Source organism: Phycisphaeraceae bacterium (assembly GCA_020639155.1).
In the GTDB taxonomy this organism is placed as follows: Bacteria; Planctomycetota; Phycisphaerae; order Phycisphaerales; family UBA1924; genus JACKHF01.
The window spans coordinates 875,489-901,466 of sequence record JACKHF010000002.1; the positions used below are offsets into that span (position 1 = coordinate 875,489).

A 25,978-nucleotide genomic window follows, 5' to 3' on the forward strand; every position below is an offset into this window, starting at 1 on the left:
GATCACAGGTCAAATCAGAGCATGCCAGCAACCAGCAGGCACCCAATCACCCACACGAACGCGATAACCATGACAATCGCCGAATATCCAACCATGTCGCGGGCTCGAACACCAGTAATCGCAAGCAATGGCAAAGCCCAGAATGGCTGGAGCATGTTGGTCAGTTGATCGCCATACGACAGCGCCATCACCATTGTCGGCACATCAGCACCCGCATCCACTGCACTCTTGACGACAATCGGGCCCTGCACAGCCCATTGGCCTCCACCCGATGGCACGAAGAGATTTACTACGCCTGCCGAAACACAGGTCAGCGCAGGCAATGTTGAGCGTGTGCCGATGCTCGCAATGCCATCAGCTATCCACGCGGTCAATCCACTCGCGTGCATCATGCCCATGATCCCCGCATAGAGCGGAAACTGGAGAATGATCCCCCCGCAACTTCCAGCCGCACGCTCGACTGAACTCAGAAAGCGCCGGGGTGTGCCGTGCAGGATCAAGCCGAGCATCAGCATGGTCAAGTTCACTTCGTCTGGCGAAAGCCTCATGATTCCCGATTGGGCAATCCCACCAGAATCTGGCACGTAAAACTTCCATGCCCAGATCCCGATCATTGCAGCAAGGCACATATTGATAATTGGCGAATCCTCCAGTAGTTTGACAAGGATCGAACGATCGGAATCACTCGGGGGTGTTCTGCTGTGTGAAGCGCGAGGTGCGTGCGATGATTCTGCAACTTGCTTTGGATCAATCGTGTCCTTATGGACAAGCAGGAACAAGACAGTTGCAGCAATGGCGACAAGACCGAACGTGATGACCATATTCAATGGGCTGAGGATCGTCCTGGAAAGTGGAATGGGTTCGAGAATCACACCCTCAGGAAGCACGTCTGCGATCTGTGCTGGCGTCGTTACTTTCAATGGTGCTGTACCGCTCAGCCCGCCGTGCCAGACCATCAAAGACATATACGCTGCGGCAGCAAGGATTGGCATCGGTGCATGAATACCTCGCTTTGACATCGCCCTGCCAACAAACGTCGCAAACAGCGCACCACCAATCAGCCCGAACCCCCAGTTGATCAGACTAAGTGAGCAGGACACCACCGCAACCAGAGCCACTGCCGATCTGCCGGATCGGGGCACGTCGGCAAGACGTGTCAGAAGACGATTGACAGGTGGTGATTCTGCAAGTGTGAATCCAGTGACCAGGATCAGGCACATCTGCATACCAAACCCAAGAAACTTCCAGATCCCGTTTGATGGATCCGACCAGAACCCAATGACCTGCACAAAGCTGTCGAAAGGTCCCACTCCTTCCGGAGCATTGGCGTCAACCCGCCACCACGCAAGGCCAAGCACAAGCAGCGTCAGCAGGACCGCGATAACGAATGGGTCCGGAACAACGGCGCGAAAGATGCGGCTGATACGGTCTCCGAGCGTTGCAAGCATGTGTGAAGGGTAGTAAAAGTCTTCGAATCACGCCAGCACACCCGCCCGGCCGATTGTTCTACGATCTCACCCCCATCACGCGATCCGGAGTACGAGTGAACGAGTCACCATCATCTCTGACCGAAACAAGCCAAGGAGCTCGACCTCGTCCAGCTTCATACACGGACTTCGTCGCCGAACTGCTCTGGCCGAAGCTCCTGCGGGCTGTCCCGCTTGCCTGCAGACCAGAGCGTCTCATGCTTGCATTTGTTGTGTTATTTATCACTCTCTGTATCGGACAGTTTGGATCTCTCGGAACTTTCACGTCCGCGTATGACGAAGCGGCAGGACAGCAGAGCCGTGGCAACTTCTCCATGTTTGTTGCTCGATGGGTTGCTGGTGGAGTCCGCGGTATCGCCGAGGGCATGTACTCGCTGGATATTGCAAAGGTCAGGTATGAGGCGATCTCTCTTGTACTCGAAACTCCTGCCAATGTGTGGGATCGGTATGGCGTGCTCACGTTTGTGCTTGGGCTCCCCATTCTCTTCATCTGGGCGATTGGCGGATGTGCACTCGCACGAATGATCGCGTGTGACTTTGCGCAGGGAGTCATCCTTGATATCCAGAGCGCTGTCGGGTTCGCGTTCAAGAAGGTGGCTGCAGTGCTCGGCGCAATCCTCATCCCGCTTGCCGTCATTGGGTTGCTTGTCGGCTGTGTCATGATCGGAGGATGGTTTGTATTCTCGCTCATCGGTGCAACAACACTCGGTTCCGTTGTCTACGGCATCTTCCTGCTCATCGCGTTTCTTGCGTGTGTACTCGGATTCCTGTACGCAGCTGGCGCACCAATGCTCATCCCCTGTGTCGCGTGCGAAGGATCAGACTGGATGGAAGCGATCCAGCGATCGTTCGCATACGCACTTGGCCAGCCGTTGCGGCTCGTGATGTACCTTGTCATCTCACTGCTCGTTGCATGGCCGATTCTGCTCGTGCTCGATGCACTCTCCGATGCGACAGCTGCTGTTGCACTCTGGGGTGTTGGCGCAATCAATCACGAGGCAGTACAGACACTTGTGAACACTGAGGCGGAACAAGCCCCCTCTTTCGCTGCGAAAATGGTGCGTTTCTGGTCATATGTTCCGCAGGCTCTCGTCTGGTCGTTTGCAACAAGCTTCCTGTTTGCTTCTACGACCATCCTGTACCTCCTCCTGCGACAAGCGCATGACAGCCAGGATCAATCTGAAATCTGGATGCCGGGCCTCATTGAAGGCACGATGGCTGAGTCTCTTCGCGCACGAGCACAACTCGCTGCAACACACACATCGGAAACACCCGAGAGGCTGGTTGTCCAACCGAAAAACGAAGACTAACTGGTCGCATTGATCATGTCTATAGAAAGCAGATGCTCCTGCATGAGTGGATCGGGCACGTCGTCGAGGGTGTATGCGTGCTCAAGTGAGAACAGACCGACCTGAGTCCGCCTGAGTCCTGTCAACATACCGCCGCATTTCAGTGCAACACCAACGTCCCGCGCCAGACTGCGGATATATGTCCCCTTGCCGCACGTCACCGAGATCTCAAGTTCGGGAAACTCGTATCGCTCGATTGAAATCGCATCAATCTGGATCGGACGCGCTTCAAGTTGCACATCGTGCCCTCGACGGGCAAGGTCGTACGCCCGCTTCCCGTTGACAAAGATCGCGCTGTGTATCGGTGGCGTCTGCATAACGGTGCCCGTGAACTTTGATTGAAGCACATGGTCAACTGTCTCGCGCGTCGGCGGTGCTGCAACATGAACATCTGTGAGTTCACCCTCAAGATCGTCGGTGTCGGATGTGCGCGAGAGATCAATCGTCGCGCGATAGGTCTTTGTGCCTTGCATCACCCGATCACAAAGCTTCGTTGCTTTGCCGACCAGTACCACCAGCACGCCCGACGCAAGTGGATCAAGCGTGCCGCCATGCCCGACCTTAATCCGCTTCGGCGCGCCGCCATGACGCAGACGAGCCTTGACCACGCTCACGATTGATGTCGACGAGAGTCTGTACGGCTTGTCAACGACAAGGAAACCTGTAGGGGTTGGTAAGTCAGTGTGCGTCATGGCTGAGAACCAAGTTCCTGTTTCAACCGATCCATGCGATCAATGAAACCGGGATCGTAATGCATAACAAGGAGAGTTAGCTCCTTCCCGTTTGTGTAGTTGAATCCGATGGTCCCGGAACCGAACCACATGTACTCCTGCATTCGAGGTGGTGTTTCTTTATCAGCAGTATCAACAGATACAACCAACACACCATCTTCATGTGCTTCCATCCAGTTGAACATGTCGTCTTGCGAGAGTCGCTCATACCGGCCTCGCGTCAGGAACACCATGCTGTCCTCGTGATACCCGACTCCAGCCACAGGACGCAATCCCGTTGGATCGAGGTCATCGATCAACTCACGAAGATCAGTACTCAGCCCCATCGCGAGCGGAAAAACCAGGCTCGTCAGTAGTGGCATTGCAATTGACACCACGATCAGCGACACAAGCAGTGTTCGTACGAACCGGCGCGTAAACCATGCCCAGCTGCCAAGAAGAATCGCACAAATCGCTGCGATACAGACGAATCCCAGGATACTCACTGATCTGACAAACACTTCCTCAGATGCGAAATCCAGCACCCCGGTCTTGTCAATCGCAACAGAAGGACCAATGAGCACGACCAGCCCGATCCCGAACCACACAACCACCGCAACAACGCGCACAGGGCTCAGCATGTTGCCGAGTTTTCCACCCGCTGCGCCGAGAATCCCACGCGCGCTGATGATCGCCAGCGCTGGATACATCGGCATCGTGTAGTGCGGCAGTTTCGTTGCGACAAGTTCGAACACGATCCACGAGGGCAGGAGCCACGCTAGTAGAAATCTCGCTCGCAGATCCACACTGTCGCTGTGTGCTTTCGTCGGCTTTCCAAGCTTCCAGAACCACCAGACGCTCAGATATGTCACCAGTGAACCGGGCCACATCAGCACCGTCTGAAGAAGTGTGTGATATCCGGGCGGTCCCCAGTGTCCCTCGCGTGACGACGCGCTCCGACCCACCGTCTCGTGCATCACCAGATCAATGTAGTTCTTGAGGCCATACTGCTGAGACACCATCGTCACCCATGGCGTGAGCATCAGCACAACAATGATGACACCATGCACGGGTTTGACTGCGCGCATGATGCGCATGCGCCTGTCCATCAACGCGAGTGAAACAACACTCAATCCAAACACCATCGGCGTGATAGGGCCCTTTGTCAGGATGCCCAGCGAGATCAGAATCCACATCGCAGCAACATCAAGCGGGCAACGCCACATCGATTGCGTGTGTACCAGAGATGATTCATCGCGTTTCCGTGTCGTCCGCTCAACAACCCGCCACAGCAACACCATCGACGCAAGTGTAACAAACACCAACGCCATGTCCGCGCGCGCCTGCGTCGCTTCCCACGCAAACACCGGTGCTACCGCAATGATCCATCCCGCAAGCACACCAACAAGGTCTGTGTACATGCGCCGGCCAAGATGCCACGTGAGGAGTGACACGCCAATCGCCGCAAGCACGCTCGGAATGCGGTACATCCAGATAGCATCCCTGCTCGGATCCCCAACTGTCAGGATCGCCGCACTGGCGCTCTGCAGCCAGTAGATCATCGGCGGCTTGTTGAGTCTTGGCTTGTCCTGAAGCATGGGGATCGCGAGCCCGCCATCATGATCCGGGGAACGCTTTGCATCGTCCGGTAGTGCAACAGATTCGAACATCTGACGCGATGCCTGGGCAAATCGGGCCTCATCGCGATCGACCACAGGCAGAGAGAACAATCCCGGGACATACACTGCAAGACAAATCAGCGTCACAAACGCGCCGCCACGCCAGCCGCGCGTACACCGGGCCAGCAGTTTGAGCCGATCAAACAGGGTCTTGCCCGAACGCTGGGTCGATGAGGAGCGTTGTGTCGTGAATCCTGGCAGGTTCTTTCCCCTTGTGAACATGCGCGATGCGCTCGACTATAACCGCGCACTGGCGTTCCCGATTCGATTTGTCCACATGCTGCTCGCACCAATCCTCGCCTGCATGACGCGGGCAAGGATCGGACCAAATGTCTGGCTCTACCGCTGCACCATCGTGATCGTGCTGCTGCTTGTCGCATCGTTGTTTGACAGCATGCTTGATGGTGGGCACGGCATCAGAGGACTCGGAGGCGATGTTCGCCGAGAACTCGAAGCCTGGCAGCAGTTCGGCGGCATTACGTCAATCGTGGTCATCGCTCTCGTCGTGTGGAAGATGGATCCGCTCGGATCACAAAGGATCTGGCCGATCGTTGTTGCTCCTGTCTTCGCATCGCTGCTGTGCATGATTGTGAAGATAACAGTCGGCCGCACTCGTCCAAAGCACGGCGATGCATCGCTCATTCTGGGGCCGTTTGGATCTCAACCAGTCGAAGCTGGGGGCGATCTCAAACTGGTCCATTCATGGGAACTTTGGGAGAAGGGCCACAGTGAGCTCTGGTCGTTCCCGTCAAGCCACACAGCAAGCGCAGCCGCGATCGCGCTTGTGCTGGCAGCCTTCTATCCCAGGCTCCGTCCGATCGCATGGGGACTGGTGGCGATTGTGGGATTTGGTCGAATAGCGACCGGCGCCCACTTTGCGACAGATGTCGTTGGTGGCGCAGTCGTGGGACTCCTTGCGGGCATGCTCGCGATGAGATTGCAGACCCAGTTCCGGCAGACAAATCAGGCGATCAGCCTATAGTCTCCGCCCCCATCCAAACCAGACGGGGACATTCTGGAGAGGTGGCCGAGTGGTTGAAGGCAACGCATTGCTAATGCGTCAGACGGGGTATACCTGTCTCAAGGGTTCGAATCCCTTCCTCTCCGTTCCGCTGACTTATGAACAGAGACACAAAGATCGGCATTTTTGGCCGATTTGAGTGTTTTCGGGCGTGAGAAGGCGATCGGTACGATGCAGGAATACCACTGCATTGTGTTCGTCAAGGCAACCATCGAAACGCAGCCGACGTATCCACAGGTGTGACACCACACCCACGATCTGAGCAACTTCACGACAGGATTCATCCAACGACAACGAATTGGAGATCCGGACCTGTTTCCATGGCAAGCGAGCAGCACCCAACCCCTCATGTCACCAACGGTTCGGCAGATTCGAACGAGTCGAACGAGGGCTCGGGAATGCTGGATGCAGCAGATACCCCGTCCCGTCAACCCTCCTCACTTGCCGACACTATGGCGACGCTGCAGGAAGCTGCAAAGTCTGGTACGAATCTTGATACCCTCGTTGGCAGGCTGGTGATTGAGCAGGGATTGGCAACCGAAGACGAGGTTGAGCAGGCTCGGGCTGCGAAGACCAGTGAAGAAACCTCACTGATTGAAACGCTTGTCAACGCACACTTTGTTACGCATGGTCAGATTGCTCGACTGAGATCACAGATTGAGGCTGAGCGTTCCGGCCAGAAGATCCCAGGGTACAAACTTCTCGGCAAGCTCGGCGCAGGTGCCATGGCGACTGTGTTTAAAGCCAAGCAGATAAGCCTGAATCGCGATGTTGCCATCAAGGTGCTGCCACGCAAGAGCACAGCAAACCCACAGTTTGTTGAGCGATTTTATGCTGAAGGGCGAGCTGCTGCGCAACTGAACCATCCAAACATTGTGCAGGCGTACGACGTTGCTAAAGCTGGCGACTATCACTACTTTGTCATGGAATATGTCGACGGACGCACCGTCTATGACGACATTGCGAAGCACAAGCGAATTCCTGAGAAGGAAGCTATTCAGATTGCGATTCAGGTTGCTGAAGCGCTCGAGCACGCCCACGACAAGGGGCTGATCCACCGCGATGTCAAACCAAAGAACATCATGATCGCCACAAACGGCGTTGTGAAACTGGCAGACCTTGGTCTGGCTCGCGCCATGAGCGATTCAGAGATGGCAGAAGCAGAAGCAGGCAAGGCGTTTGGGACGCCATACTACATTAGTCCGGAGCAGATCCGTGGCGAGAAGACCATAGGCCCACAGGCAGACATTTACTCCCTCGGTGCAACGCTCTACCACATGGTAACCGGCAACGTTCCGTTCGACGGCAAAAACCCGTCAAGTGTGATGCACAAGCACCTGAAGAATGACCTCGTGCCGCCAGATCAGGTCAACCCGGCGCTCGGCGCAGGCATCAGCCAGGTCATCGAGATGATGATGGCGAAGAGCCGAAAAAACCGGTACCAAACCAGCCACGATCTCCTTGTGGATCTTCGAGCCATCGCCAAGGGAGAATCTCCTGTGCTGGCTGGGCGCGAGTTTCGAGAGATGGATCTTGCTGGCCTCGCAACTGCTGAGGCGAGTGCGCCAGTCGAACTCCAACAGGATACATCACGAGGCACAGGAAACAGCCAGCCACTCCTGTTCGCACTGATCGCGGTGAGCGTCATCGCTGCTCTCAGCATCATTGGCAATGTGATCCAGATGCTGTGACCGACGACATCAGGTAACGCACAACTTTCCCACTCATACTGCACACGGCACAACTAGTGTTGAAATCATGTCCATTGTTGGGCACGAACTTGCAACGCAGCGAGTTGCATTTTCCACAGAAGTATCACACTTCACACACAGTTGACAGGTTGCAGACAAGATCGTTGATCTGCTGAAACTGCTCAAATCTTCGACATTCTGCCGATACTCTCAGCAACGCTTTGGTGGGAGTACGTCGCAGTGCAGAACTGGGCTGGCACACACGTTTTCATGATCGGCATTGGTGGCTGTGGCATGTCCGGGCTTGCGCGCATGCTTCGCGCACGTGGCGCTGTGGTGACAGGGGTAGACGCGTGCGCCTCAAAGACCACGCGGGACCTTGCAACACATGATATTAGGGTGCTCATTGGCCCATCCGATCCGGCACAAGCTCGCGTTGGATATGAACGCTTGCCCGACTCGTGTGATCTTGTCGTCATGACAGCAGCGGTAAAGGAAACACATCCACTGTTGCTTGATGCCAAGCGTCGAAACATGCGCGTGCTCACATACGCTCGGGCGCTCGGCCAGATGATGGCGCAATGCACCGGTGTCGCGCTCGCAGGTACCCACGGCAAAAGCACAACCGCAGCCATGCTTGGGTGCATCCTAACAGATGCAAAGCTCGATCCAAACGTGATCGTTGGTGCGGGTGTGCCACAACTGGAACTTGGATGTCTAGCGCCGCAGGCTACAAAGACAGACGTGCTCGACGGGTTCTGTGTGCCGACATCAACAGGATTCCGAATGGGATCGCGCACAGTGCCCTATGGGCCGTTCCGTGAAAAGCCGGGCATTCTCGTTGCTGAAGCGTGTGAGTTCAACCGGTCCTTTCTCAATATGCGTCCGATCGTTTGCAGTATCGCCAATGTCGAGCCTGATCATCTTGATGTGTACGGGTCGATCGATTCACTTGTCGACACGTTCGCAGACCTTGCTGCGCTTGTGCCAGACGCTGCTGATGGCGGGTACCTCCTTATCAATCATGACAACGCGCATCGGCAGAAGGTGTGCGCCAAAGTAACCTGCGAGATCGAGACCATCGGCTTTAATCCCGATGCCGATTGGCGAGTCGAGTATGAACCCTCAATCCAGCGCGTGATGCTCTCCAATCAGGATCACACGGTTGCGACATGGACAATGAAGATCCCCGGATCGCACAATGCGATGAATGCAGCGGTTGCTGCTGTACTCTCGCTTCGGTTTGGTGCTGACTGCGCGACGATTGCAGCATCGCTCGAACGCTTTGCTGGTGCAAACCGCCGTACCCAGGTCTTGGGCACAAGATCCATCGGTCGAGGCACACACACCGGCGATGTAAAGGTGTGGGATGATTACGGACATCATCCAACCGAATGTGAATCAACACTCAAGGCGATCAGACAGATGGACAATCTGGACCGCACCGATGCGAAACTCGTGTGTGTGTTCCAGCCACATCAGCACTCGCGCACGCTCCACTTTCTCGATGAGTTTGCGCTCGCGTTTTCCGATGCTGACATTGTGATCGTGCCTGAGATTTACTTTGTTCGTGACAAGGACGAGGATCGAATCAAGGTTACTGGTGCACTTCTTGTTGACCGGCTTCGTGCAAACGGCGTGCACGCGATCCACATGCATCCGTTTGAAGCGATTACAGACATGCTCGAACTCGTCTGCGAACCAGGAGACTCGCTGGTCGTCATGGGAGCTGGACCGATCGGAGAGGTGGGATACGCGTTTCTCCATGCCCGGGATCCGAAGCCGTCGCAATCGCAGATGATCGAACCGCAGCACGCACACTCTGCAGCGAGGTCGTAACGTGCGCACGATCCGAACGAGCATTGAGATCCTTGAGCACGTGCCGATCAGCACGTGGTTTGGTGTGGGCGGCTGCGCAGATGCAATGGCAACGCCGACATCGCTTGACGAACTCCGCGCGTGTCGCGATATCGATGACAAGCTTGTCGTTCTTGGCGAAGGAGCAAATCTGCTTGTGTGCGATGAGGGCATCGACAGGCTTGTTGTACGACTTTCATCGCCCGCGTTCACACAATGTGCGTTCCACGACAACGGGATCGTCAGTGTTGGCTCCGGTGTCACGTTGCCCAAACTCATCAACTTGTGCGAACGCCGGGGGCTTGCAGGGATCGAGGGGCTTGCTGGTTTCCCTGCTTCCATCGGCGGTGCAATACGAATGAACGCGGGCGGCGCATTCGGTGAAATTGGCGATGCTGTCCATTCCGTCACACTTGTCTGCAAAGACAACACGCTTCGGACACTGCACAAGGACGACATTGCATTCTCGTACAGGGAAACACGGTTCGGCAATGATGCCATATTCGACGATGCTGTTGTCATGGAAGTTCAACTGAAACTGACACCTGATGATCCCAACTACATCAAGCAGCGCAAGCTCGACGCGATGGAGTACAAGAAGCGGACCCAGCCTTTGTCTGCTGACTCGGCGGGTTGTTGTTTTAAGAACCCCACACTGCCACACGACATCGATTCCATCGGTTCAAAGGGGTTGCGTGTCAGTGCTGGAATGCTCATTGATCGGGCATGTCTCAAAGGCACCGAAATACGCAGCGCCCGCGTCAGCGAGCACCACGCGAACTTCATCTGCAGTTCGAAGGACGGCTGCGCTCGCGACATCATCGAACTGATGGATCTGTGCCAGAGAGCAGTCCACGAGACCTTTGGTGTTTTACTTCAGCGCGAGGTTGTGGTTTGGGAGCGTTCGGCATGACAAGCAATGTGCAGAAACCCACCGTGCTGGTTCTGATGGGAGGTCCTGATGCTGAGCGTCCCGTGAGTATTGATTCCGGTACAGCTGTTGCATCGGCACTCCAAGCCAACGGCACGTTCTCTGTTGAAACCCGCACAATCGATCGTTTGACAGGGGAAGAACTCGCTGCAATGCCGGGGGATGTGATATTCCCAGCACTGCACGGGCGATACGGTGAGGGCGGTATTCTGCAGGAAACGCTGGAACATGACGGCAGGCCATATGTCGGATCAGGCCCTGCGGCTGCACGTATAGCTATGGACAAACTGGCGACACTGCTTGCTGCATCTCGCATTGGGATTCCAACCCTCCCAGCGTGCATCCTCGATGCGCGGGATCTCACCTCAACTGTCGGATATCCATGTGTTGTCAAGCCTGTCCATGATGGATCGAGCGTCGGGTTGCATATCTGCAGAGATGAAGCCGACTACACACAAGCGATCGCCGAAGTTATTGCTGACAGATTGAACCACCCCGAGCGGGCATACATGGTTGAGCCGCATGTACAGGGATATGAAATCACTGTTGGCGTGCTTGACGGGAAGGCGCTCCCGCTTATCTGTATTCGGCCAGCGTCAGGCGTGTATGACTATGAAGCAAAGTACATCCGCAACGACACCGTCTATGACATCGGGCCTCCGCTTGAAGATAATCTGACACAAACGCTGTCTAGTAGAGCTGTTTCACTGTGCAGAGAGATCGGGGTGCGAGATCTTGCTCGCGTGGACTTCATGGTAGGAACAGCAGGCCCGTGGCAGGGCGGGGCGTGGCTGCTCGAACTGAACACGATGCCCGGGTTTACCAGCCACTCGCTTGTGCCCAAGGCTGCGCAGCATGTCGGCATCTCATTCGAAATGCTGGTGACACAACTGGTGTCCATGGCTCTCCATCGCACAAATCCGGTTTCGTCGCCCGTTAATGCCTGACTTTGGCTCAAACTTCAGCATTCTCATCGCACACGCCGACATAGCTGGTTTGAGAGGAGGCTTGCGTGGCCAAACGCGCATCGAAGTCAAAGTCGTCATCCCGGTCTGGCGCAGCATCACGATCGGCAAAGCCCGCGAAGAAAAAACTTGCGGACACCGACACACGTTGGTGGGTTCCGAGTTTCAGCGTGGTCACAAGCTCGATCGTGATCGCTATCCTGTGCGCTGCCATCCTGTTTGGTCTTCCTTCGCTTGAGCATCGTACGTCAAAGCGCCTTGCCTCCGCCGGTGTGCTTCCAACCATCGACTGGCCTGTCTCACCCCAAATGACAGATGCGTCCGGCGTGCCTCAAACATGGATGCTTCCTGAGCACAAGGAGCATCTGATGGGGCTGGTACGGAGAACCATTCTGGATCATGCTGCACGCAATACCTACGACCCCATTGATGGGTCACTCCTGCGAGACATCAGCACCATGCTCTTTGACACAGGGTGGTTTCTTTCGGCACCAAGAGTGGAGCGTGAGAAGGAAGGCAGAGTTCGAATCTCGGGGCACTGGCGAGCTCCCGGTGCGGTCGTAAGATACAAGGGACGCGATCATCTGGTGTCATTGACCGGTGAACTCCTCCCCTACTCATATGACGCTGGCACATCACAGTTCCATTGCATTCATGGACTCACACAACCGATGCCGACACATGACGACGGTTCGTTGGCCTATGGCAAGCGATGGCAGAGCCCCGAGTTGAAAGCGAGTCTTGAACTGCTCAAAGCTTTACAGACTGCGACATACTTCCATCAGATTATCGGCATTGAAGCAAGCAACTTCACATCTGGAAACGATCGCGGTCAGCTTGTTCTGCTGACAGATGAAGGAAATCGCGTCGTCTGGGGTGTCCCATTCGACCTGAATGGCGCTCCGCTTGGCGAGCGTCCCTCAAAGGAAAAAATGGAAACCCTCCAATACCTCTACGAAGCATCCGGACGGATCGATCAGGGCCTGAAGGAAATCAACATCACCCGGTTCCAACCAACTCGACGGAACATTCCCTGATCCGCATCTGCATTGGATGGGGCCTATCTGTGGCGTGGGCTTCTATCATTCAGCGCATCCCGTGCGCAATGCGATCTCATGGAAGAAGAACAACAACCAACTCCAAGTATCTCTGAAAGCGTTGCTGAAACGCCAAGTGCTGTCGCTGCACCTGAGACCGCGGAGCCCCAGTGCGCCATAGCATCCAATGATCAAGAGAAGGACGAGATTCTTGCGTTCCCGCGGAATGACAAGTGGAATCATCGTCGAGGCGAACCACGTGTGTTTGCACTCGTCTGGACGTGCTATCTTCTCCTGACAACAGTCATGGGATTTGCACGTCTCGGTCAGGCACCGCTTGATGTGAACGAGTATCGTCCGTCGGCAAGAATCATGATGGTTGGGGTTGCTGTCGGCATCGCAATGCTCTGGCCGATGGTTCGACTCAGCCAGATGTGCCCGGTCGATGGTGGCATTGCCACGGTTCGCCGCGACCTGCCGATCATTCTGATTCCGATGCAGGCAATGCTCTGGCCACAAATCTGGCTGGGACGATGGACAGTTGGGCAGATCGGCATTACCGCGTGCGCTCTTCTTGTGTGGACGTTTGCCATTGGCGGCTTGCTTGCAGTTGCACTCGGCAGGCGATACAGAGCGAGCACCCAACAATCCATACAACCCATCATCCGTACTCCCCATTGGGTATGGATGCCAGCCATCATTGCGCTCACCGCCGTTGTGCCGCTTGTACAACTGCTCGGGTGGAACACGCGGTACGCGATGATGTCGCCATACACAGCAGTATTACACCCCTTGCGGAACGAATGGACACAGCACGCACAAGCTGTCACTCCGGCAGACTGGACACAGCTTGTCTTCATACTCATTGTCGCGATGTTGTGCTGGATATTGGCGTATGTCATGCCTGTCCAGACCTCCGGACAGGTCACTGGGGTGCCGGTGGCACGCAGGGCCGAGAGCGACTAACATACCCACTTGTCAGCCCCGGCACGCGTGTCACGACGACAGACACCACCCCGGGGCTGTATTGTTGGACTGGCGTTGTCTCAAACGCCACGATTTGGTTCGGAGTTGAGCATGGAACTACTCACAGCTGAAGAGAAATCTCGTCTTGAAGCACGCGTGAAGGATCTCATTGCAAATCGTTCCGTCATTACTGCGCGCATCGAGGAAGCCCGCGCACTTGGCGATCTCAAGGAGAATGCCGAGTATCACTCAGCCCGTGAACAACAGGGGCTTGAGGAGGCTGAGATCAGGCGGATTGAGGATCGTCTCAAGAACGCCAACGTTGTTGATACGAACACCGCAAACGAAGCGGGCGTCGTGTTCCTTGGGTCGATGGTCAAGCTGCGCGATATGGACACGGACGAGGTAGATGTGTTCAAACTCGTTGGCGAGTTCTCAGATGATGACCCTGATGACTATGACGAGGTTACAGTGACCAGCCCAATGGGTGAAGCGCTCATGAAAGCAAGAGTCGGCGAAACAATTCGATTCAATGCTCCACGCGGCGTCAAGAAGTTTGAGATTGTTGCATTGCTGTGATACACCAGATGTGAGCCTCAGCATTTCATTCATTACAACCATTGCACATGGGCAGATCGATCGAACGAATCAGGGCGCTCTCCAGACACTGGGGATGGATGATCGCCGAGCATGTCGGCATGCGCCAACCGGAGCCGGTGCTTGTGCCGACCGGGTCGCTGCCCGAACGTGAAGCATGGGATGCTGCACAGTTCGGTGCATTCTGGTTCGGGCAGGCAACAACACTTCTCAGAGTGAATGGGACAACAATCCTGACCGACCCGCACTTTGGGGACCGCGCCGGCACGACGGTGTACGGAAGGCAGACAGGTCGAAAGAGATCCACAGCACTTCCAGGATCGATCGAGGATCTTCCTCAGATCGATGTTGTGCTGCTTAGCCACGCACACATGGACCACTGGCACAAGGCATCGCTCGAGCGTCTCGCGAATAGTCACTCCAGTGTGGTTATCCCGAAGAACACTCGAAGACTGCTTCCACATCGCGGACGTCACTTCGGGCACATTATGGAACTGGACTGGGAGCACACCGAGTCCGTGTCAGATCTTGGAATACACGCGCTCCCGTGCAAGCACTGGGGCGCACGATTTCTCCTCGATGTCCATCGTGGATACAACGCATACGTAATCGAAGCCGACAACCGGAAGCTTGTATTTGCTGCGGATACCGCAGAGACAGACTCTTTCGACCATCTGAGTGGTATTGACACCGTGATCATGGGTATCGGCAACTACTATGTGCCATGGGACACCATGCACGCGACACCCGAGCAGGCATCAGCCATGGCTGAACGCATGGGTGCCCGGCGTTTCATGCCTGTGCATCACTCGACATTCCGCGATCCCAGCGAGCCAATGAACGAACCGATCGAGCGATTGAAACTCGCCTGGCAGCCCAAGCCAATTATCTGCGAACGCATCGGTGATGTGCATCTCGAATAATGTGCTACAACAACGGTGCAACAAGCGATGCTGCGTCGTCTGCGAGCCTCTGGTACCACGGACGCCGATTGAGTTCATCGATGTCGAGCATGCGCGTGCTCTCCTTGTATGACTCAAGTATCGTTCGAAGCTCATGCGTCACGGCACGACCGTGCAGAAGCAGGTTCAGCTCAAAGTTCAGTCGGAATGATCGTCGATCGAAGTTCCCGGATCCAAAGAGCGCAATGGAATCATCGATAGTGATCGCCTTCACGTGCAGAAGCCCAGGTCTGTGCAGGTGGATCTTTGCACCGACGCGCAGCAGATCCGCAAAGACAGACTTTGCCGCCGCATTCACAAGCAACGAGTTTGTTCGTTCGGGCACAATAATGTCTAACTTCACGCCAGCAGCAGCGCGAAGTTTCAATGCAAGCAGCGTTGCCTGGTCAGGAATGAAGTACGGAGTCACCATCACAATGTGATGGTTTGCTTCGTTAATCGCACCGAAGATCACGTTCCGGAACGCTTCGTTTCGCGTGGCTGGCCCGGACGGCACAGACTGCGAAATGATCGAGCCATCCGGCTTCTGCATCTCCGGAAAGATGCCCTCATCCTGCGGTATGTTCCCTGTTTCCGCTGCCCAGTCCTCGCAGAAAAGCATCTGCAGTTGCTGCACCATCGGACCTGTGATCCGTGCGGTTAGATCATGCCATGGACCGAATCGCTTCAGCCCGTAGTCCGCATCGCACATGTTCTGCGAGCCCGCGTACGCGATGCTCCCATCGACCACCATCAGCTTGCGATGATTGCGTACGTCAAATCGTTGCAGCGGTCGTCGCAACGGTCGTACGGGCAGCGCTTCACGCACTTCGATGCCATTCGATCGCATCGTGTGAGCAAGCCCCTTGAGCATGCGAGCGCTACCAACACCGTCTACGAGCACCCGGCACCGCACACCGCGCCCAGCCGCGCGCGCGAGCGCTTCTGCAACACGCGCACCGGTCGCATCGCTTCGGAAGATGTAGGTGAGCAGATGCACATGGTACTGTGCCTGATCGATGTCATGCACGAGCACATCCACAACCTGCCCGTGATCCTGCACAATGCGGAATGAGTTGCCCGCCAGCGGCCGTGTCCCGCTGACGTTCGAAGCAAGGTGGAACAGGTCCCGATGCTGCGGCTCAATATCCTCACGTTTCGCTGTATAGGGTTCGATCGCCTTTGCGTGCGGCGACGACTCAACCATCTCGATCGCTTTTCTATACGCCTTGACTCTCCTGCGCCCAAGCAGTTGGTTCCCCAGCAAAAGATAGATAAAGAGCCCGGGAATCGGCTGGAACAGCGTGATTGCAAGCCATGTGATCGCTTCGGCAGTATCATGCTTGCGAATGATGACTGGCACGATCAGCACGCGGATCGCCCACTCGATCACCAGATAGACAACAGCCATGTTGATCGCAAACCCGAACAGGCCGATGGTAAAAAAATGGGCGTTCATGCACAGTATTGTTATGCCTGATCATCCACCTCAGCCCGAAAAGCATCCCGCTCAGATCGAGCGCGATTGGTTCTTCACTCCGTCATCCCTCGCGCACACGGGGACCCAGTCAGAGATAGAAAGAAGCAGGATTTGAACAATAGAGAGGTACCGAGGAACACAGAGACAAGAAGCAGAAGAAAGGGAAGGGTTCAAAGCAACAGAAGACCGATACCTTTCGCACCGGGGAACTCCCGAAATGGTCATCAGTTACGGACACCCAGCCGCATAGGCATTCCCGAAACAGATGTAGTCGAAGATGTTCAGCGAGCCACTGCCATCACAGTCCGCATAGGGATTATTTGCAGCATACTCGTTGCCGAAGCAGATGTAATCAAAGATGTTAAGCACACCGCTACCATCGCAATCTGCGTAGCAGAAATCAGTCGGCTCCAGTAAAAACGCACGCGATTGTGCGCCACTTTGCACTCCCCAGCCGACGATGCGTCCATCATCAGTGAGGCCGGTTGCGCCGAGCAGTGTCCATCCCATCGCAGGATCAATCAGTGTGTTCAGATCCGTCATGATGCCGTTTTCCCAGATGAAAGCGCGCGTGTTCGACGTGCCAACAACAACCCCCGCTTCGTTAACAGCACAGCCGTATGAGAAACCATTTCCAAGCTCTCCAAGATCAACACGGTTTGAGACCTGTCCTGTCGATGAGAGCTCTAGTCGATATGCGTGCTTGAGTCCACTCGACGTATCTGAGACACCAACCACAAAGCCGGAGTCTGAAATCGCCATTGTCTGTGAGCTTGATCCTCCCAAGGTACCAAGATCGTGCCTGACACCATTGATCCATGCGCATGAACGCGGCTTCATCTGGCCCGCAGGGATAAACGATCCGACAACAACTCCCGAGTTATTGATGTCGGTTGCCTCGCTTATCACATCGGTGAACATGCCGAGTGCTGTCAACACGCCGTTTTGATATTGCACCGCAATATCCGAGTGCCAGCCCGCGCCGAACGTGATATCCTGCTTGCCAACAACAACCCCAAGGTCGTTCATACCTCTTGGTTGGAACGAGCCAATATTCGATGTCGCGCCGGCTGCATCAACCAGCATTGCCTGCGAGCCAAGCGTGCCAAGCGAAAAGACGATCGCGACTGCGTTGTTGCTGCTATTGACCGCGGAACCGTGCGCGTGCGAGAACCCCGAAACTGCTCCAAACTGCGTTGGTGTGACATCGTCCCACCGCACAGCGGTAAAGTGTCCAGCAAGATCAAGATCCCAACCAACTACAATGCCATTTTTGTTGATCGCCATCGCAGCGGTCTGCACTGTTGGCGTTCCAAGAGCCTTGACAACATACTCCTGCGCGTGAGCGCCAGATACAAGTGCAAAGCAGACAAACCAGGCTTGCACAATGGAGGTGTGTGAGGGTTTCATTGGAACTCCATGTATTTGTGTGTGTGAGATCACCACAGGCTCAGTCTTCACGACGATGAAAGAACGGTTCTCCTGGTTGCACAGTGTGGCACACGGTGCAGGAGTCGATTTTGCCCGGATGGCCCTGATGCACAAGGGCCTGCAGATTGTCGGTTTCAGTCAGTGTCGGAGTGATCGCATGCGGGCTTCCATGGCACGAGAGACACGTCACATCGCCATGCCCGCGCGATTCACGAAAGAGCTTCCCCGGTTCCTCGAAATCAAATCCCGGGCGTTGATGGCAACTTCCACAGCGGGGCTCGTCAACCCACGGCGTACGGGCTGGATTGCCGACAGCCTTCATGCTGCCATGGCAATCTGTGCAAGTGACATTGTTCGCAAGATGGATATCGCGCTGGCATTGCGTGCGGATACCTGGATGGCACGCATAGCAACTCTCGTTCAGATATGACACGGCGCCCATATGAGGCGCGTGAGAAGAATGCATCGCAGATGAAAATGTCGACACACCAAGCTGGCCAGTTGCACCAATCGCAGGGTCGGCATGACAACTCGCACAGAGGATCGGCTCGTTCCCCACAAGCGAAGTGCCATGATTTGCATCGTGGATCGGCAGCACCATCTGTCCAAGTGTTTTACCCGGTTCGTTGTGGCACAGATTACAGTTAATCTCCCACGACACAGGAACTGTTGTCTGTGTCTGCGCAACAACCTGCCCCTGCTTTTTCACAGTGATTGTTGCGAGCGGGTATGGGTTCTCGCGCAGATTATCATCGATTGGTGTAATGGGAATACCCGTCACGGCATGATCACCGTTGCCCGTGTATGACATCGTGCCGGACATGCCGTTGCCAGTCAGTCCAACATCGGGAGGCAGCACAACCCCATAGAGCGCCTGCGCGTATGTCCAGAAGTTCGTCTTGTCAGCAGATCGTGTATTTGATGGGATAACATATTCGATCGTGAACTCTGATTCGTTCTTGATAATGTCGGGATTGTTCCCGCGCTTGATCACCTGCGCGTGGACTGTGTTGAATGGTGGAAGAATGTGCAGTTCGGAGTTGTCCTGCTGCATGCAGTGCATTCCGAGGTCATTTGCAGCAAACACGACATAGGCCCCGGGTCCGTCAGGATCCTCAAATTGCAACGTGGCCAGCGCAACACTCCCGCAAAGCCCTGTGCCACATACAGTGAACATCCAGCCAAACTTCGAACGCATCATCGCACGACGCCAACCTGTATTCTGCTTGTAAGCCATGAGAACCTCCAAGACGGGGACCCAGCAACGGGTTCTATCATGACAACTATGTTACGATATTCTGGCTTGAACATGTGCGCAACATTGTGCAATCAGGTTGAAATGGCCACTCACAATCGCAGATAGGCCTCCACTGGCCAACTGCTGTGCGAACGTCCTGCAAACATGCAATCCACACTTTACAGTAGTCTCGATCTGATAACGCGAATTGCAATCACGGACATCCAGCTGCATAGGCGTTGCCGAAGCAGATGTAATCAAAGATGTCGTAGGATCTATTGCCATCACAATCAGCGTAGATCGACAGAGCCGAGTACTGATCGCCGAAGCAGGTGTAATCGAACACATCCAGTGTGCCGGATTCGTCGCAGTCTGCATAGCACAGCGGGGGCTGGCAGGTCCAACGAGCAAGCCCGTTGACCGAATAGATGCCAGGCGCATTGGAGAAACGTCCGCCCACCAACAGATCGCCATCGGGCAGCGTCATCATCGAATACACCTTGGCTCCTCCAGCGCCACCCGACACCGATTCAAGGTGCGACCAGATCGAACCATTCCAACGTGCAAGTTGATGAATGGGCCGATAGAACTCTCCTCCCGCGACTACATCACCACTCGGCAGCGTTGTCAGCGAAAGAACTCGACCGTTGAATCCCGGATCGATCGAAGTCCACGTTGTTCCATCCCAGCGAGCGATATGGTCTGTGGGGAGGGTGTTCGAGAAGAAGTAATCCCCGCCTGCTACTACGTCACCGTTCGGAAGCGCAGTCACCGCGAACACGATACCGTCTATTCCAGAACCGATCGATGACCACACAGCCCCATCCCAGCGCGCGATATTGTTCGCAGACACGCCGCCAGCACTGCTGAAAGGACCAGCTGCAACAAGATTGCCATTTGGGAGCATCGTCAGGGATCGCACCGAACCGTCCATTCCTGAACCGAGCGAAGACCATGCTGATCCATCCCAGCGGGCAATAAAGGGTGTTGCCACGCCTCCGGCATTGACAAAGTCGCCGCCCGCGATCACATCGTCATTGGCGAGTGTCAACAAAGCAAGCACATCGTTGTTCATCCCAGAACCGAGCGTTGACCATGTTGAGCCATCCCAGCGGGCGATGCGCTTCGCGGGCACACCATCAGCGGAAAAGAAGGAGCCGCCTACGACCACATCGCCATTGGAAAGTGTCGTCAGGGCATACACACCGGAATCAGTTCCGGAGCCAAGGGGCGACCACGCAGAACCATCCCAGCGGGCAATGTTGTTCGCGGGCACGCTGTTGGCACTTGTGAAGAAGCCACCCACAACGATGTCCCCATTGGGACATGCAGTCAGAGCGAACACGTCACCGTCTGTTCCCGAGCCGAAGCCGAACCATTGCCCGTGGCAGGCGGTCTGGGCAGCGGAGATGGTGGCGGAGGTGACGATTGCAGTCAGTACGATGCAAGCAGACAATGCGCTGTGCTTTGGCATGCTCATTGGAATCGGCAGTCGGCAGCGCGTGGCGTGACCAGAATGCCCGACGCAACACAGCTATCAATGCGACACAGCGATATCTTCACGAACTCTTGTACTTTCAACAAACGATGAGTTTGTAAAGAAGTTCATCGCAGCAATAAAAATGGAAGTGCCACATAGGAGTGTGCAGTCCGAACAACGCTTCTCAGGTAGAGACCCATCATTCAGGAGAAGCATCATGCCCTATCAAACTGCCACCGCTCGATTCACCCGAACACTGTGTGCCGGAGCCTTGCTGCTCGCAGGCACAATGTCTGCCATTGCCCAGACCGACACGACATTCACGTATCAGGGTGAGCTTCAGCAGATGGGCCAGCCAGCCAGCGGAACATACAACATTGACTTTTCCCTCTGGAACGCGGTGACGGGCGGCAGCCAGGTTGGCTCTGCCGTGATGTTCAACAACCTCTCTGTCGCCGACGGAGTATTCACCGCAGATCTTGACTTTGGCGTGCAGGCATTCGGCAACACGAACCACTGGCTCGAGATCACCGTGAACGGAACAGAACTGTCACCACGCACAAGACTGAGCGCTTCGCCATTCTCGGTCCAGACTCGTGGCATCTATGTTGACGCGAACAAGAACGTGGGCATCGGTACAAATGCGCCCGAAGCGCCGCTCCACGTCATGGAAGGTTCGGCCGGCGCTGTGACAGCGCACTCAAGCTCCTCTGCCGTGTTCGAGCGATCGTCAAGCAACTATGTGAGCATCCTCTCGCCCGACAGCACCGAGCGCGGGCTGTTCTTTGGTGATCCGCAGTCTCCGACCAATGGAGGGATTCTGTACAACACCCCCGCTGCGCCCGATGGCATGCTCTTCCGCACGGGTGGCAACATCAGCCGCATGCGAATCAACAGCCTCGGAGACTTCATCGTCCATCAGCAGATGGGCATCGGTAATCCCTCACAGCTGCCGGGGCAGCTCACAATTGTCGACTCGGGCCAGAATGCGCTCTTTGCGATCAGCGCAGACTCCGCCCACACAACCTATCCCACCATCTTCGCGTCGAACTCGCTCGGGCCGTCGATCTGGGCGTGGGGAGCCAGCGAAGCGCAGCTGAGCGGCGGCGGCACGATCGTTGTCGGATCGGAAACCGGGAACAATCTTGCGATCGATACCAACGAGATCATGGCGCGATCCGGTGGTCAGCCAGCAACGCTGCAGCTAAACCCGGAAGGCGGCCAGATCAGCATGGGCATGCACGGCGTTCATCCCACGTACGCCTACGGCAAGATACTTGAGAACGGCACCATCGTTTCCGCCTCGTCAAATGTCACCGCTGTCACGACAACATCAACAGGCTTTATTGTCCAGATCAGTGGCGGAATCACAGACACGGATATCGCTGTCGCGAGCGACGCGGAGCCCACCTCCACCGGAGCGCCGGTGATCGCACGATGCCAGCGCAGCGGATCAGATCTGCACATCCTCACCTGGAATCCACTGGACAGCTGGGATGGGCGAGCCCCGATCTCGTTCGTTATATACAGGCCATAAGTAAACACGAACAACAGCATCGCATGTGTTCCGACCTTGAGGGTTATCGTTTGATGTAGCCAAGTGAGGTTGTTGCAGCCGCCAGAACCCTGATCGGCACCACAGCATACCATGCGTTATCATGGCACGACTCATCAGACACGACGCAGACAAGCCCATCCGTATCGAGCTCGAGGACCTGCCCAAGGACAAACCCATTTTCATCTGCGCGTGCGGACTGTCAAAGAACTTCCCGTTCTGCGACGGCTCACACAAGGGATGCAAAGATGAAGTACCCGGTGAGGTGCATGTCTATGACCCTTCACGCACACGCGTGGTGCGCAAAGAAAAAGACACCGACTCTCAATCGGAGGCAAGATAATCAGTGTACAGTATTCATATACAGTAACAGCAAGTTACTCGTCGAGCACAAACGTCACGTTCATGTTGACGCAGTAAGCCGTAACTTCGCCGTCCTTGCAATCAACCTTCATCTCCTTAACCCACGCGCCCTTGACGTTCTTGAGCGTTTTGTTTGCACGCTTGATCCCAGCCTGAATCGCATCTTCAAATGACTTGCTGGACTTTGCGGTCAGTTCGACCACCTTTGCAACGGAACGATCTGCCATGACGGTTTCCTTTCGTTCATTCTCTCAATACATCCTACGGCATCATACTCGATGCTGCGTACAGCATTATAAACAGGTACACCCACAAGATCAGTTGCCCGATTGATCAGACCTCCTTGCTGTGGACGCTTTGAGCAGTGGCTCGACAAGATCGTCAAGCGTCACCAGACCGACCGGCGCGTCATTCTCGAAGACAATGCCGATTCGTGCGGGCGATCTCGCAACGCGCTCGGCAGCACCTAGCACCGACTGGTTCGGTGTCAGCTTTGCGTGCGTGCGCACGCGAAGTGCGTCATGCGATGACGACAGCGCATCTGCCTTCCAGACAGCACCGACAACGCGATTGTTGCCATCAAGCACTGGCACCCCAAAGCCCGTGCTTCGCGAGACTGCATCGACAATCGCCGCGCGCGATGCCGACTTTGCAACACACACGGCCTCGTTCCACGAGTGCATCACGTCACGCACACGCACCTGCCCAAACTGCATGGCGCTATCAATCATCTCGGCCTGTCGTGGCGTGATCGAACCGGTACCCGCAGCATCAATGAGAAGTCCCGAAAGCCTGGCGCGAGCATCGCCCATCGACGAACTGCTGCCAAAGAGTCTAGCAACACCTCGAGAGAACCACAATACAAGCGGGAGAACGAGCAGAATCGTGAACAGCAGACGCATCGAACGCACAACCGGGAGTACCAGATATGCCGCGCGATCGGCTGAGAGTCTGAACAGTTCTTTCGGGAGGGATTCTGCGAACACAAGCAACAACGGCGTGACAATAAGCACGTTCACGATCACTTGTATCGTTTCGCTCATCGCCATCGAGTGCAGGATTCCTGCAATCCCGAGCACGCCAACATAGTTGAATGCGTTATTCGCGATAAGTAGCGTTGACAACAGTCGGTCCGGCTGGTGGAGTTCCTCGCTTAGGCGCGAGGCTTTACTATGACGAACGCCCTTGCGTCTGAACTCGGCAGATTCAGCTTCGACACGGAGCCTGTCCACCCGATAGAGCGCACTCTCTGAGCCGCTGCACAAAGCTGAGCCGCCAATGCCAACGAGCGTCAGCCCTGTCCACATGAGATACTCAGAAGGCATCTGCCACCTCCTGAGTTTGCGGATATTCTTTACGTAACCGCACCCGCTCGAGAGTGTTTTTGAACATCTGCTCTACAGTCACACGAATATCGCCATACACGATCTCATCGCCAACATCAGGCACGCGACCAAGTTCGTGCATGACAAGCCCAGCGACCGTCGAGACGTCCCCTGGGAACGGATCATCACTCGATTCAATTGCAAGCACTTTCTTCCACGATTGTGCTGTCAGATTACCCGGGACGGAGAACGAGCCATCCTCGTGTGTAATAACACGGCGCATTTCGTCGATCTGATCGGTATTTGCACTCGGAACCAGAACGCGCACGATGTCGCTCGTGCGCACCAGTCCCACGACGACGCCGTGCTCATCCACAACCATGGCAAGATCAAGATTCCACTCATGCAGCATCGTCAGAAGTGCATCTAGACGAGTGGTCTCTGGAACGTACCTCGCATCAACGAGATGCGATCGGATATCTGCGACGCTGTGCAACTCGACTTCATAAAGGTAGGTATTAACATCTAGAAGTCCCACAACACCAGCATCGATTCCACCTTCACCAACGGGAAGAAGCGCGATGTGGGTTCCTCGCACAATATCTTTCACGTCATGCGGCTTTGCGTTGACGTCACACCATCGCACGACCGAACGTGGGATCATAACGTGTGTTGTCTGCACGTTTCCGATCGCAACAACACGCTCGAGCAGAGAGTGCTCGTGCGATGCGATCACACCCTCGTCCGCGCCGGTTGACAGAAGCGTTCCCACATCCTTCGGCGCGAGCTTTGCCCGTTTCTGCGATCGAGGCATGCAAATGCGCACCAATGGTTCAAGCACCGCATTCAGCACAATACGTATAGGCTGAAACGCAGTATGAATCACAAGCCACAGACGCGAGAACAGCAGGCAGTACTGCACTCGAAACTTTGTCGCAAGCACCTTGGCCAGAACCTCACCAAAGAGAATAACGGCCAGCACAGTCGCAATACCGACCGCGGTCGCAGCGGCCTTGTCATGGACCTGCCATCCAAGCATCGTACCGAGAACAAAGATGCACACATTGACAACCGTGTTTGCAGACAGGATCGTCAGCAAGAGCGCTCTGTGGTTAGAGATTACTGTTGCAACGCGCAGATCGACCGCGGGATGCGCTCGCTGTAACTCCATCCGATCACGATGAGTCAACGAGAAGAAGGCGGTCTCAGCAGCAGAACAGACGCCCGACACAAACAACAGCACCGGCAGAAGCAACAACAGGACAACAATCATTGTGTTATGTCCATGTGCTCGTCCAGTTGGTTTCGCATCCGCTCAATGTATCGCCACGCGTTCAGCGTTTGCTTGATCTCATGCGCTTTCTTGTGGATCTCTGCATCACCTATGCTGGGTAGTGACTCAAACATACCGCCAACCTGCTCCATGTATCCGGTCCTTTGGGTTTGAGCCCACACTCGCCACCTTTCAATCTCATCTACATCTTCGGATGACAACGCCATCTCCATACCCATCCGTGCGTCCATGATGTCCATCAGAAAGCCTTCGGGTAGCGACGTGTCAGACATCGTCTCTGGTGGCGCCAGTATTCTCAGCAACTCCTGTGCGCGCGATTCCGGATTGAGAAGACACTGCCTAGCCTTGTTCAAGACTGCCGACAGAAGTTCGGCATCTTCTGTTGCATCAAGAAGATCTGGATGCGTTGTCGAGGCACGCGACATATACGCGCTCTCGATCTGCCGTTCGGTCAAATCGAACTTCTCCGGCAAGCCAAGAACCTGGAACGCTGAGCACATGGACTGAGTGTACTTGCATTACACCAATAAGGGTATGAATACGCAAGCGTAGTCCTATAAATCACGAGACCTTGAATCTCTC

Annotated in this window: 23 protein-coding genes and 1 tRNA gene; 13 read left to right on the forward strand and 11 right to left on the reverse strand. The window is 55.4% G+C overall.

Translation table 11 applies throughout. The features are described 5' to 3' along the window. Positions 1-14 precede the first annotated feature (14 nt). Complete coding sequence (locus H6815_14335; protein ID MCB9861618.1) at positions 15-1,448, reverse strand: short-chain fatty acid transporter; 1,434 nt, start codon at positions 1,446-1,448, stop codon at positions 15-17. Between the two features lie 95 nt (positions 1,449-1,543). Here H6815_14335 and H6815_14340 point away from each other — a divergent pair, with 95 nt between their 5' ends. Continuing rightward, positions 1,544-2,797 carry a hypothetical protein gene (locus tag H6815_14340; protein ID MCB9861619.1) on the forward strand — a complete coding sequence of 418 codons (1,254 nt, stop codon included), beginning with the start codon at positions 1,544-1,546 and terminating at the stop codon, positions 2,795-2,797. On the opposite strand, the gene truB is transcribed toward H6815_14340, so the two are convergent. Further along, positions 2,794-3,528, reverse strand: coding sequence for a tRNA pseudouridine(55) synthase TruB (truB, locus tag H6815_14345; protein ID MCB9861620.1), 735 nt, complete (start codon positions 3,526-3,528; stop codon positions 2,794-2,796). The genes H6815_14340 and truB overlap by 4 nt on opposite strands. Continuing rightward, positions 3,525-5,447: a glycosyltransferase family 39 protein gene (locus H6815_14350; GenBank protein MCB9861621.1), complete on the reverse strand. Its 1,923-nt coding sequence runs from the start codon at positions 5,445-5,447 to the stop codon at positions 3,525-3,527. Before H6815_14350 ends, truB begins: the two co-directional genes overlap by 4 nt. On the opposite strand from H6815_14350, the gene H6815_14355 reads away from it, so the two are divergent. The 10 genes from H6815_14355 (at position 5,413) to H6815_14400 (ending at position 15,213) form a co-directional block, all read left to right on the forward strand. After that, positions 5,413-6,207: a phosphatase PAP2 family protein gene (locus H6815_14355; GenBank protein MCB9861622.1), complete on the forward strand. Its 795-nt coding sequence runs from the start codon at positions 5,413-5,415 to the stop codon at positions 6,205-6,207. The genes H6815_14350 and H6815_14355 overlap by 35 nt on opposite strands. Before the next feature lie 35 nt (positions 6,208-6,242). Further along, positions 6,243-6,332 (forward strand) — tRNA-Ser (locus H6815_14360). Positions 6,333-6,566: 234 nt separating this feature from the next. Continuing rightward, entirely contained in the window at positions 6,567-7,937 is a 1,371-nt protein-coding gene (locus H6815_14365; protein MCB9861623.1) for a serine/threonine protein kinase, read from the forward strand. A gap of 240 nt (positions 7,938-8,177) precedes the next feature. After that, on the forward strand, positions 8,178-9,776 hold the full coding sequence (locus H6815_14370) for a hypothetical protein (GenBank protein ID MCB9861624.1): 1,599 nt from the start codon (positions 8,178-8,180) through the stop codon (positions 9,774-9,776). 1 nt (position 9,777) lies between these two features. Beyond that, a complete protein-coding gene (gene murB, locus H6815_14375; GenBank protein MCB9861625.1) occupies positions 9,778-10,707 on the forward strand; it encodes a UDP-N-acetylmuramate dehydrogenase in 930 nt (309 codons plus the stop codon). Beyond that, the gene (locus H6815_14380) at positions 10,704-11,672 is read left to right on the forward strand and encodes a D-alanine--D-alanine ligase (protein MCB9861626.1); all 969 of its coding nucleotides are present in this window, start codon (positions 10,704-10,706) and stop codon (positions 11,670-11,672) included. The genes murB and H6815_14380 overlap by 4 nt, the downstream gene beginning before the upstream one ends. 65 nt (positions 11,673-11,737) lie before the next feature. Further along, positions 11,738-12,727, forward strand: coding sequence for a hypothetical protein (locus H6815_14385; protein MCB9861627.1), 990 nt, complete (start codon positions 11,738-11,740; stop codon positions 12,725-12,727). A gap of 78 nt (positions 12,728-12,805) precedes the next feature. Further along, on the forward strand, positions 12,806-13,693 hold the full coding sequence (locus H6815_14390; protein ID MCB9861628.1) for a hypothetical protein: 888 nt from the start codon (positions 12,806-12,808) through the stop codon (positions 13,691-13,693). Between the two features lie 111 nt (positions 13,694-13,804). Continuing rightward, positions 13,805-14,272, forward strand: coding sequence for a transcription elongation factor GreA (locus H6815_14395; protein MCB9861629.1), 468 nt, complete (start codon positions 13,805-13,807; stop codon positions 14,270-14,272). A gap of 47 nt (positions 14,273-14,319) precedes the next feature. Beyond that, positions 14,320-15,213, forward strand: a complete 894-nt coding sequence (locus H6815_14400) for an MBL fold metallo-hydrolase (protein ID MCB9861630.1) — start codon at positions 14,320-14,322, stop codon at positions 15,211-15,213. A gap of 4 nt (positions 15,214-15,217) precedes the next feature. Here the strand turns inward: H6815_14400 and cls are convergent, their stop codons facing one another. The 4 genes from cls to H6815_14420 form a co-directional block, all read right to left on the reverse strand. Then, the gene (cls, locus tag H6815_14405; GenBank protein MCB9861631.1) at positions 15,218-16,690 is read right to left on the reverse strand and encodes a cardiolipin synthase; all 1,473 of its coding nucleotides are present in this window, start codon (positions 16,688-16,690) and stop codon (positions 15,218-15,220) included. Positions 16,691-16,939: 249 nt separating this feature from the next. After that, the gene (locus H6815_14410) at positions 16,940-18,121 is read right to left on the reverse strand and encodes a hypothetical protein (GenBank protein MCB9861632.1); all 1,182 of its coding nucleotides are present in this window, start codon (positions 18,119-18,121) and stop codon (positions 16,940-16,942) included. Positions 18,122-18,161: 40 nt separating this feature from the next. Then, positions 18,162-19,379 carry a hypothetical protein gene (locus H6815_14415; protein ID MCB9861633.1) on the reverse strand — a complete coding sequence of 406 codons (1,218 nt, stop codon included), beginning with the start codon at positions 19,377-19,379 and terminating at the stop codon, positions 18,162-18,164. A gap of 214 nt (positions 19,380-19,593) precedes the next feature. Further along, positions 19,594-20,853 carry a hypothetical protein gene (locus tag H6815_14420; protein MCB9861634.1) on the reverse strand — a complete coding sequence of 420 codons (1,260 nt, stop codon included), beginning with the start codon at positions 20,851-20,853 and terminating at the stop codon, positions 19,594-19,596. Between the two features lie 223 nt (positions 20,854-21,076). Between H6815_14420 and H6815_14425 the strand changes: the two genes are divergently transcribed. Then, positions 21,077-22,396: a hypothetical protein gene (locus H6815_14425; GenBank protein MCB9861635.1), complete on the forward strand. Its 1,320-nt coding sequence runs from the start codon at positions 21,077-21,079 to the stop codon at positions 22,394-22,396. 121 nt (positions 22,397-22,517) lie between these two features. Further along, entirely contained in the window at positions 22,518-22,757 is a 240-nt protein-coding gene (locus H6815_14430; GenBank protein ID MCB9861636.1) for a CDGSH iron-sulfur domain-containing protein, read from the forward strand. A gap of 34 nt (positions 22,758-22,791) precedes the next feature. On the opposite strand, the gene H6815_14435 is transcribed toward H6815_14430, so the two are convergent. The 4 genes from H6815_14435 to H6815_14450 form a co-directional block, all read right to left on the reverse strand. Further along, positions 22,792-23,004: a dodecin domain-containing protein gene (locus H6815_14435; protein ID MCB9861637.1), complete on the reverse strand. Its 213-nt coding sequence runs from the start codon at positions 23,002-23,004 to the stop codon at positions 22,792-22,794. Positions 23,005-23,094: 90 nt separating this feature from the next. Further along, positions 23,095-24,102 carry a DUF21 domain-containing protein gene (locus H6815_14440; GenBank protein MCB9861638.1) on the reverse strand — a complete coding sequence of 336 codons (1,008 nt, stop codon included), beginning with the start codon at positions 24,100-24,102 and terminating at the stop codon, positions 23,095-23,097. After that, positions 24,092-25,375, reverse strand: coding sequence for a DUF21 domain-containing protein (locus H6815_14445; GenBank protein ID MCB9861639.1), 1,284 nt, complete (start codon positions 25,373-25,375; stop codon positions 24,092-24,094). The genes H6815_14440 and H6815_14445 overlap by 11 nt, the downstream gene beginning before the upstream one ends. Next, entirely contained in the window at positions 25,372-25,896 is a 525-nt protein-coding gene (locus H6815_14450) for a DnaJ domain-containing protein (protein MCB9861640.1), read from the reverse strand. Before H6815_14450 ends, H6815_14445 begins: the two co-directional genes overlap by 4 nt. Positions 25,897-25,978 lie beyond the last annotated feature (82 nt).

Excerpts from the sequence above, each read along its gene's own strand:
- H6815_14420 (MCB9861634.1), bottom strand. The coding sequence starts at position 20,853 with ATGCCAAAGCACAGCGCATTGTCTGCTTGCATCGTACTGACTGCAATC.
- H6815_14425 (MCB9861635.1), top strand. The coding sequence starts at position 21,077 with ATGCCCTATCAAACTGCCACCGCTCGATTCACCCGAACACTGTGTGCC.
- H6815_14350 (MCB9861621.1), bottom strand. The coding sequence starts at position 5,447 with ATGTTCACAAGGGGAAAGAACCTGCCAGGATTCACGACACAACGCTCC.
- H6815_14395 (MCB9861629.1), top strand. The coding sequence starts at position 13,805 with ATGGAACTACTCACAGCTGAAGAGAAATCTCGTCTTGAAGCACGCGTG.
- truB (MCB9861620.1), bottom strand. The coding sequence starts at position 3,528 with ATGACGCACACTGACTTACCAACCCCTACAGGTTTCCTTGTCGTTGAC.
- H6815_14410 (MCB9861632.1), bottom strand. The coding sequence starts at position 18,121 with ATGAAACCCTCACACACCTCCATTGTGCAAGCCTGGTTTGTCTGCTTT.
- H6815_14390 (MCB9861628.1), top strand. The coding sequence starts at position 12,806 with ATGGAAGAAGAACAACAACCAACTCCAAGTATCTCTGAAAGCGTTGCT.
- H6815_14335 (MCB9861618.1), bottom strand. The coding sequence starts at position 1,448 with ATGCTTGCAACGCTCGGAGACCGTATCAGCCGCATCTTTCGCGCCGTT.
- H6815_14415 (MCB9861633.1), bottom strand. The coding sequence starts at position 19,379 with ATGGCTTACAAGCAGAATACAGGTTGGCGTCGTGCGATGATGCGTTCG.
- H6815_14430 (MCB9861636.1), top strand. The coding sequence starts at position 22,518 with ATGGCACGACTCATCAGACACGACGCAGACAAGCCCATCCGTATCGAG.
- H6815_14365 (MCB9861623.1), top strand. The coding sequence starts at position 6,567 with ATGGCAAGCGAGCAGCACCCAACCCCTCATGTCACCAACGGTTCGGCA.
- H6815_14440 (MCB9861638.1), bottom strand. The coding sequence starts at position 24,102 with ATGCCTTCTGAGTATCTCATGTGGACAGGGCTGACGCTCGTTGGCATT.
- H6815_14380 (MCB9861626.1), top strand. The coding sequence starts at position 10,704 with ATGACAAGCAATGTGCAGAAACCCACCGTGCTGGTTCTGATGGGAGGT.
- H6815_14400 (MCB9861630.1), top strand. The coding sequence starts at position 14,320 with ATGGGCAGATCGATCGAACGAATCAGGGCGCTCTCCAGACACTGGGGA.
- cls (MCB9861631.1), bottom strand. The coding sequence starts at position 16,690 with ATGAACGCCCATTTTTTTACCATCGGCCTGTTCGGGTTTGCGATCAAC.
- H6815_14435 (MCB9861637.1), bottom strand. The coding sequence starts at position 23,004 with ATGGCAGATCGTTCCGTTGCAAAGGTGGTCGAACTGACCGCAAAGTCC.
- H6815_14450 (MCB9861640.1), bottom strand. The coding sequence starts at position 25,896 with ATGTGCTCAGCGTTCCAGGTTCTTGGCTTGCCGGAGAAGTTCGATTTG.
- H6815_14445 (MCB9861639.1), bottom strand. The coding sequence starts at position 25,375 with ATGATTGTTGTCCTGTTGTTGCTTCTGCCGGTGCTGTTGTTTGTGTCG.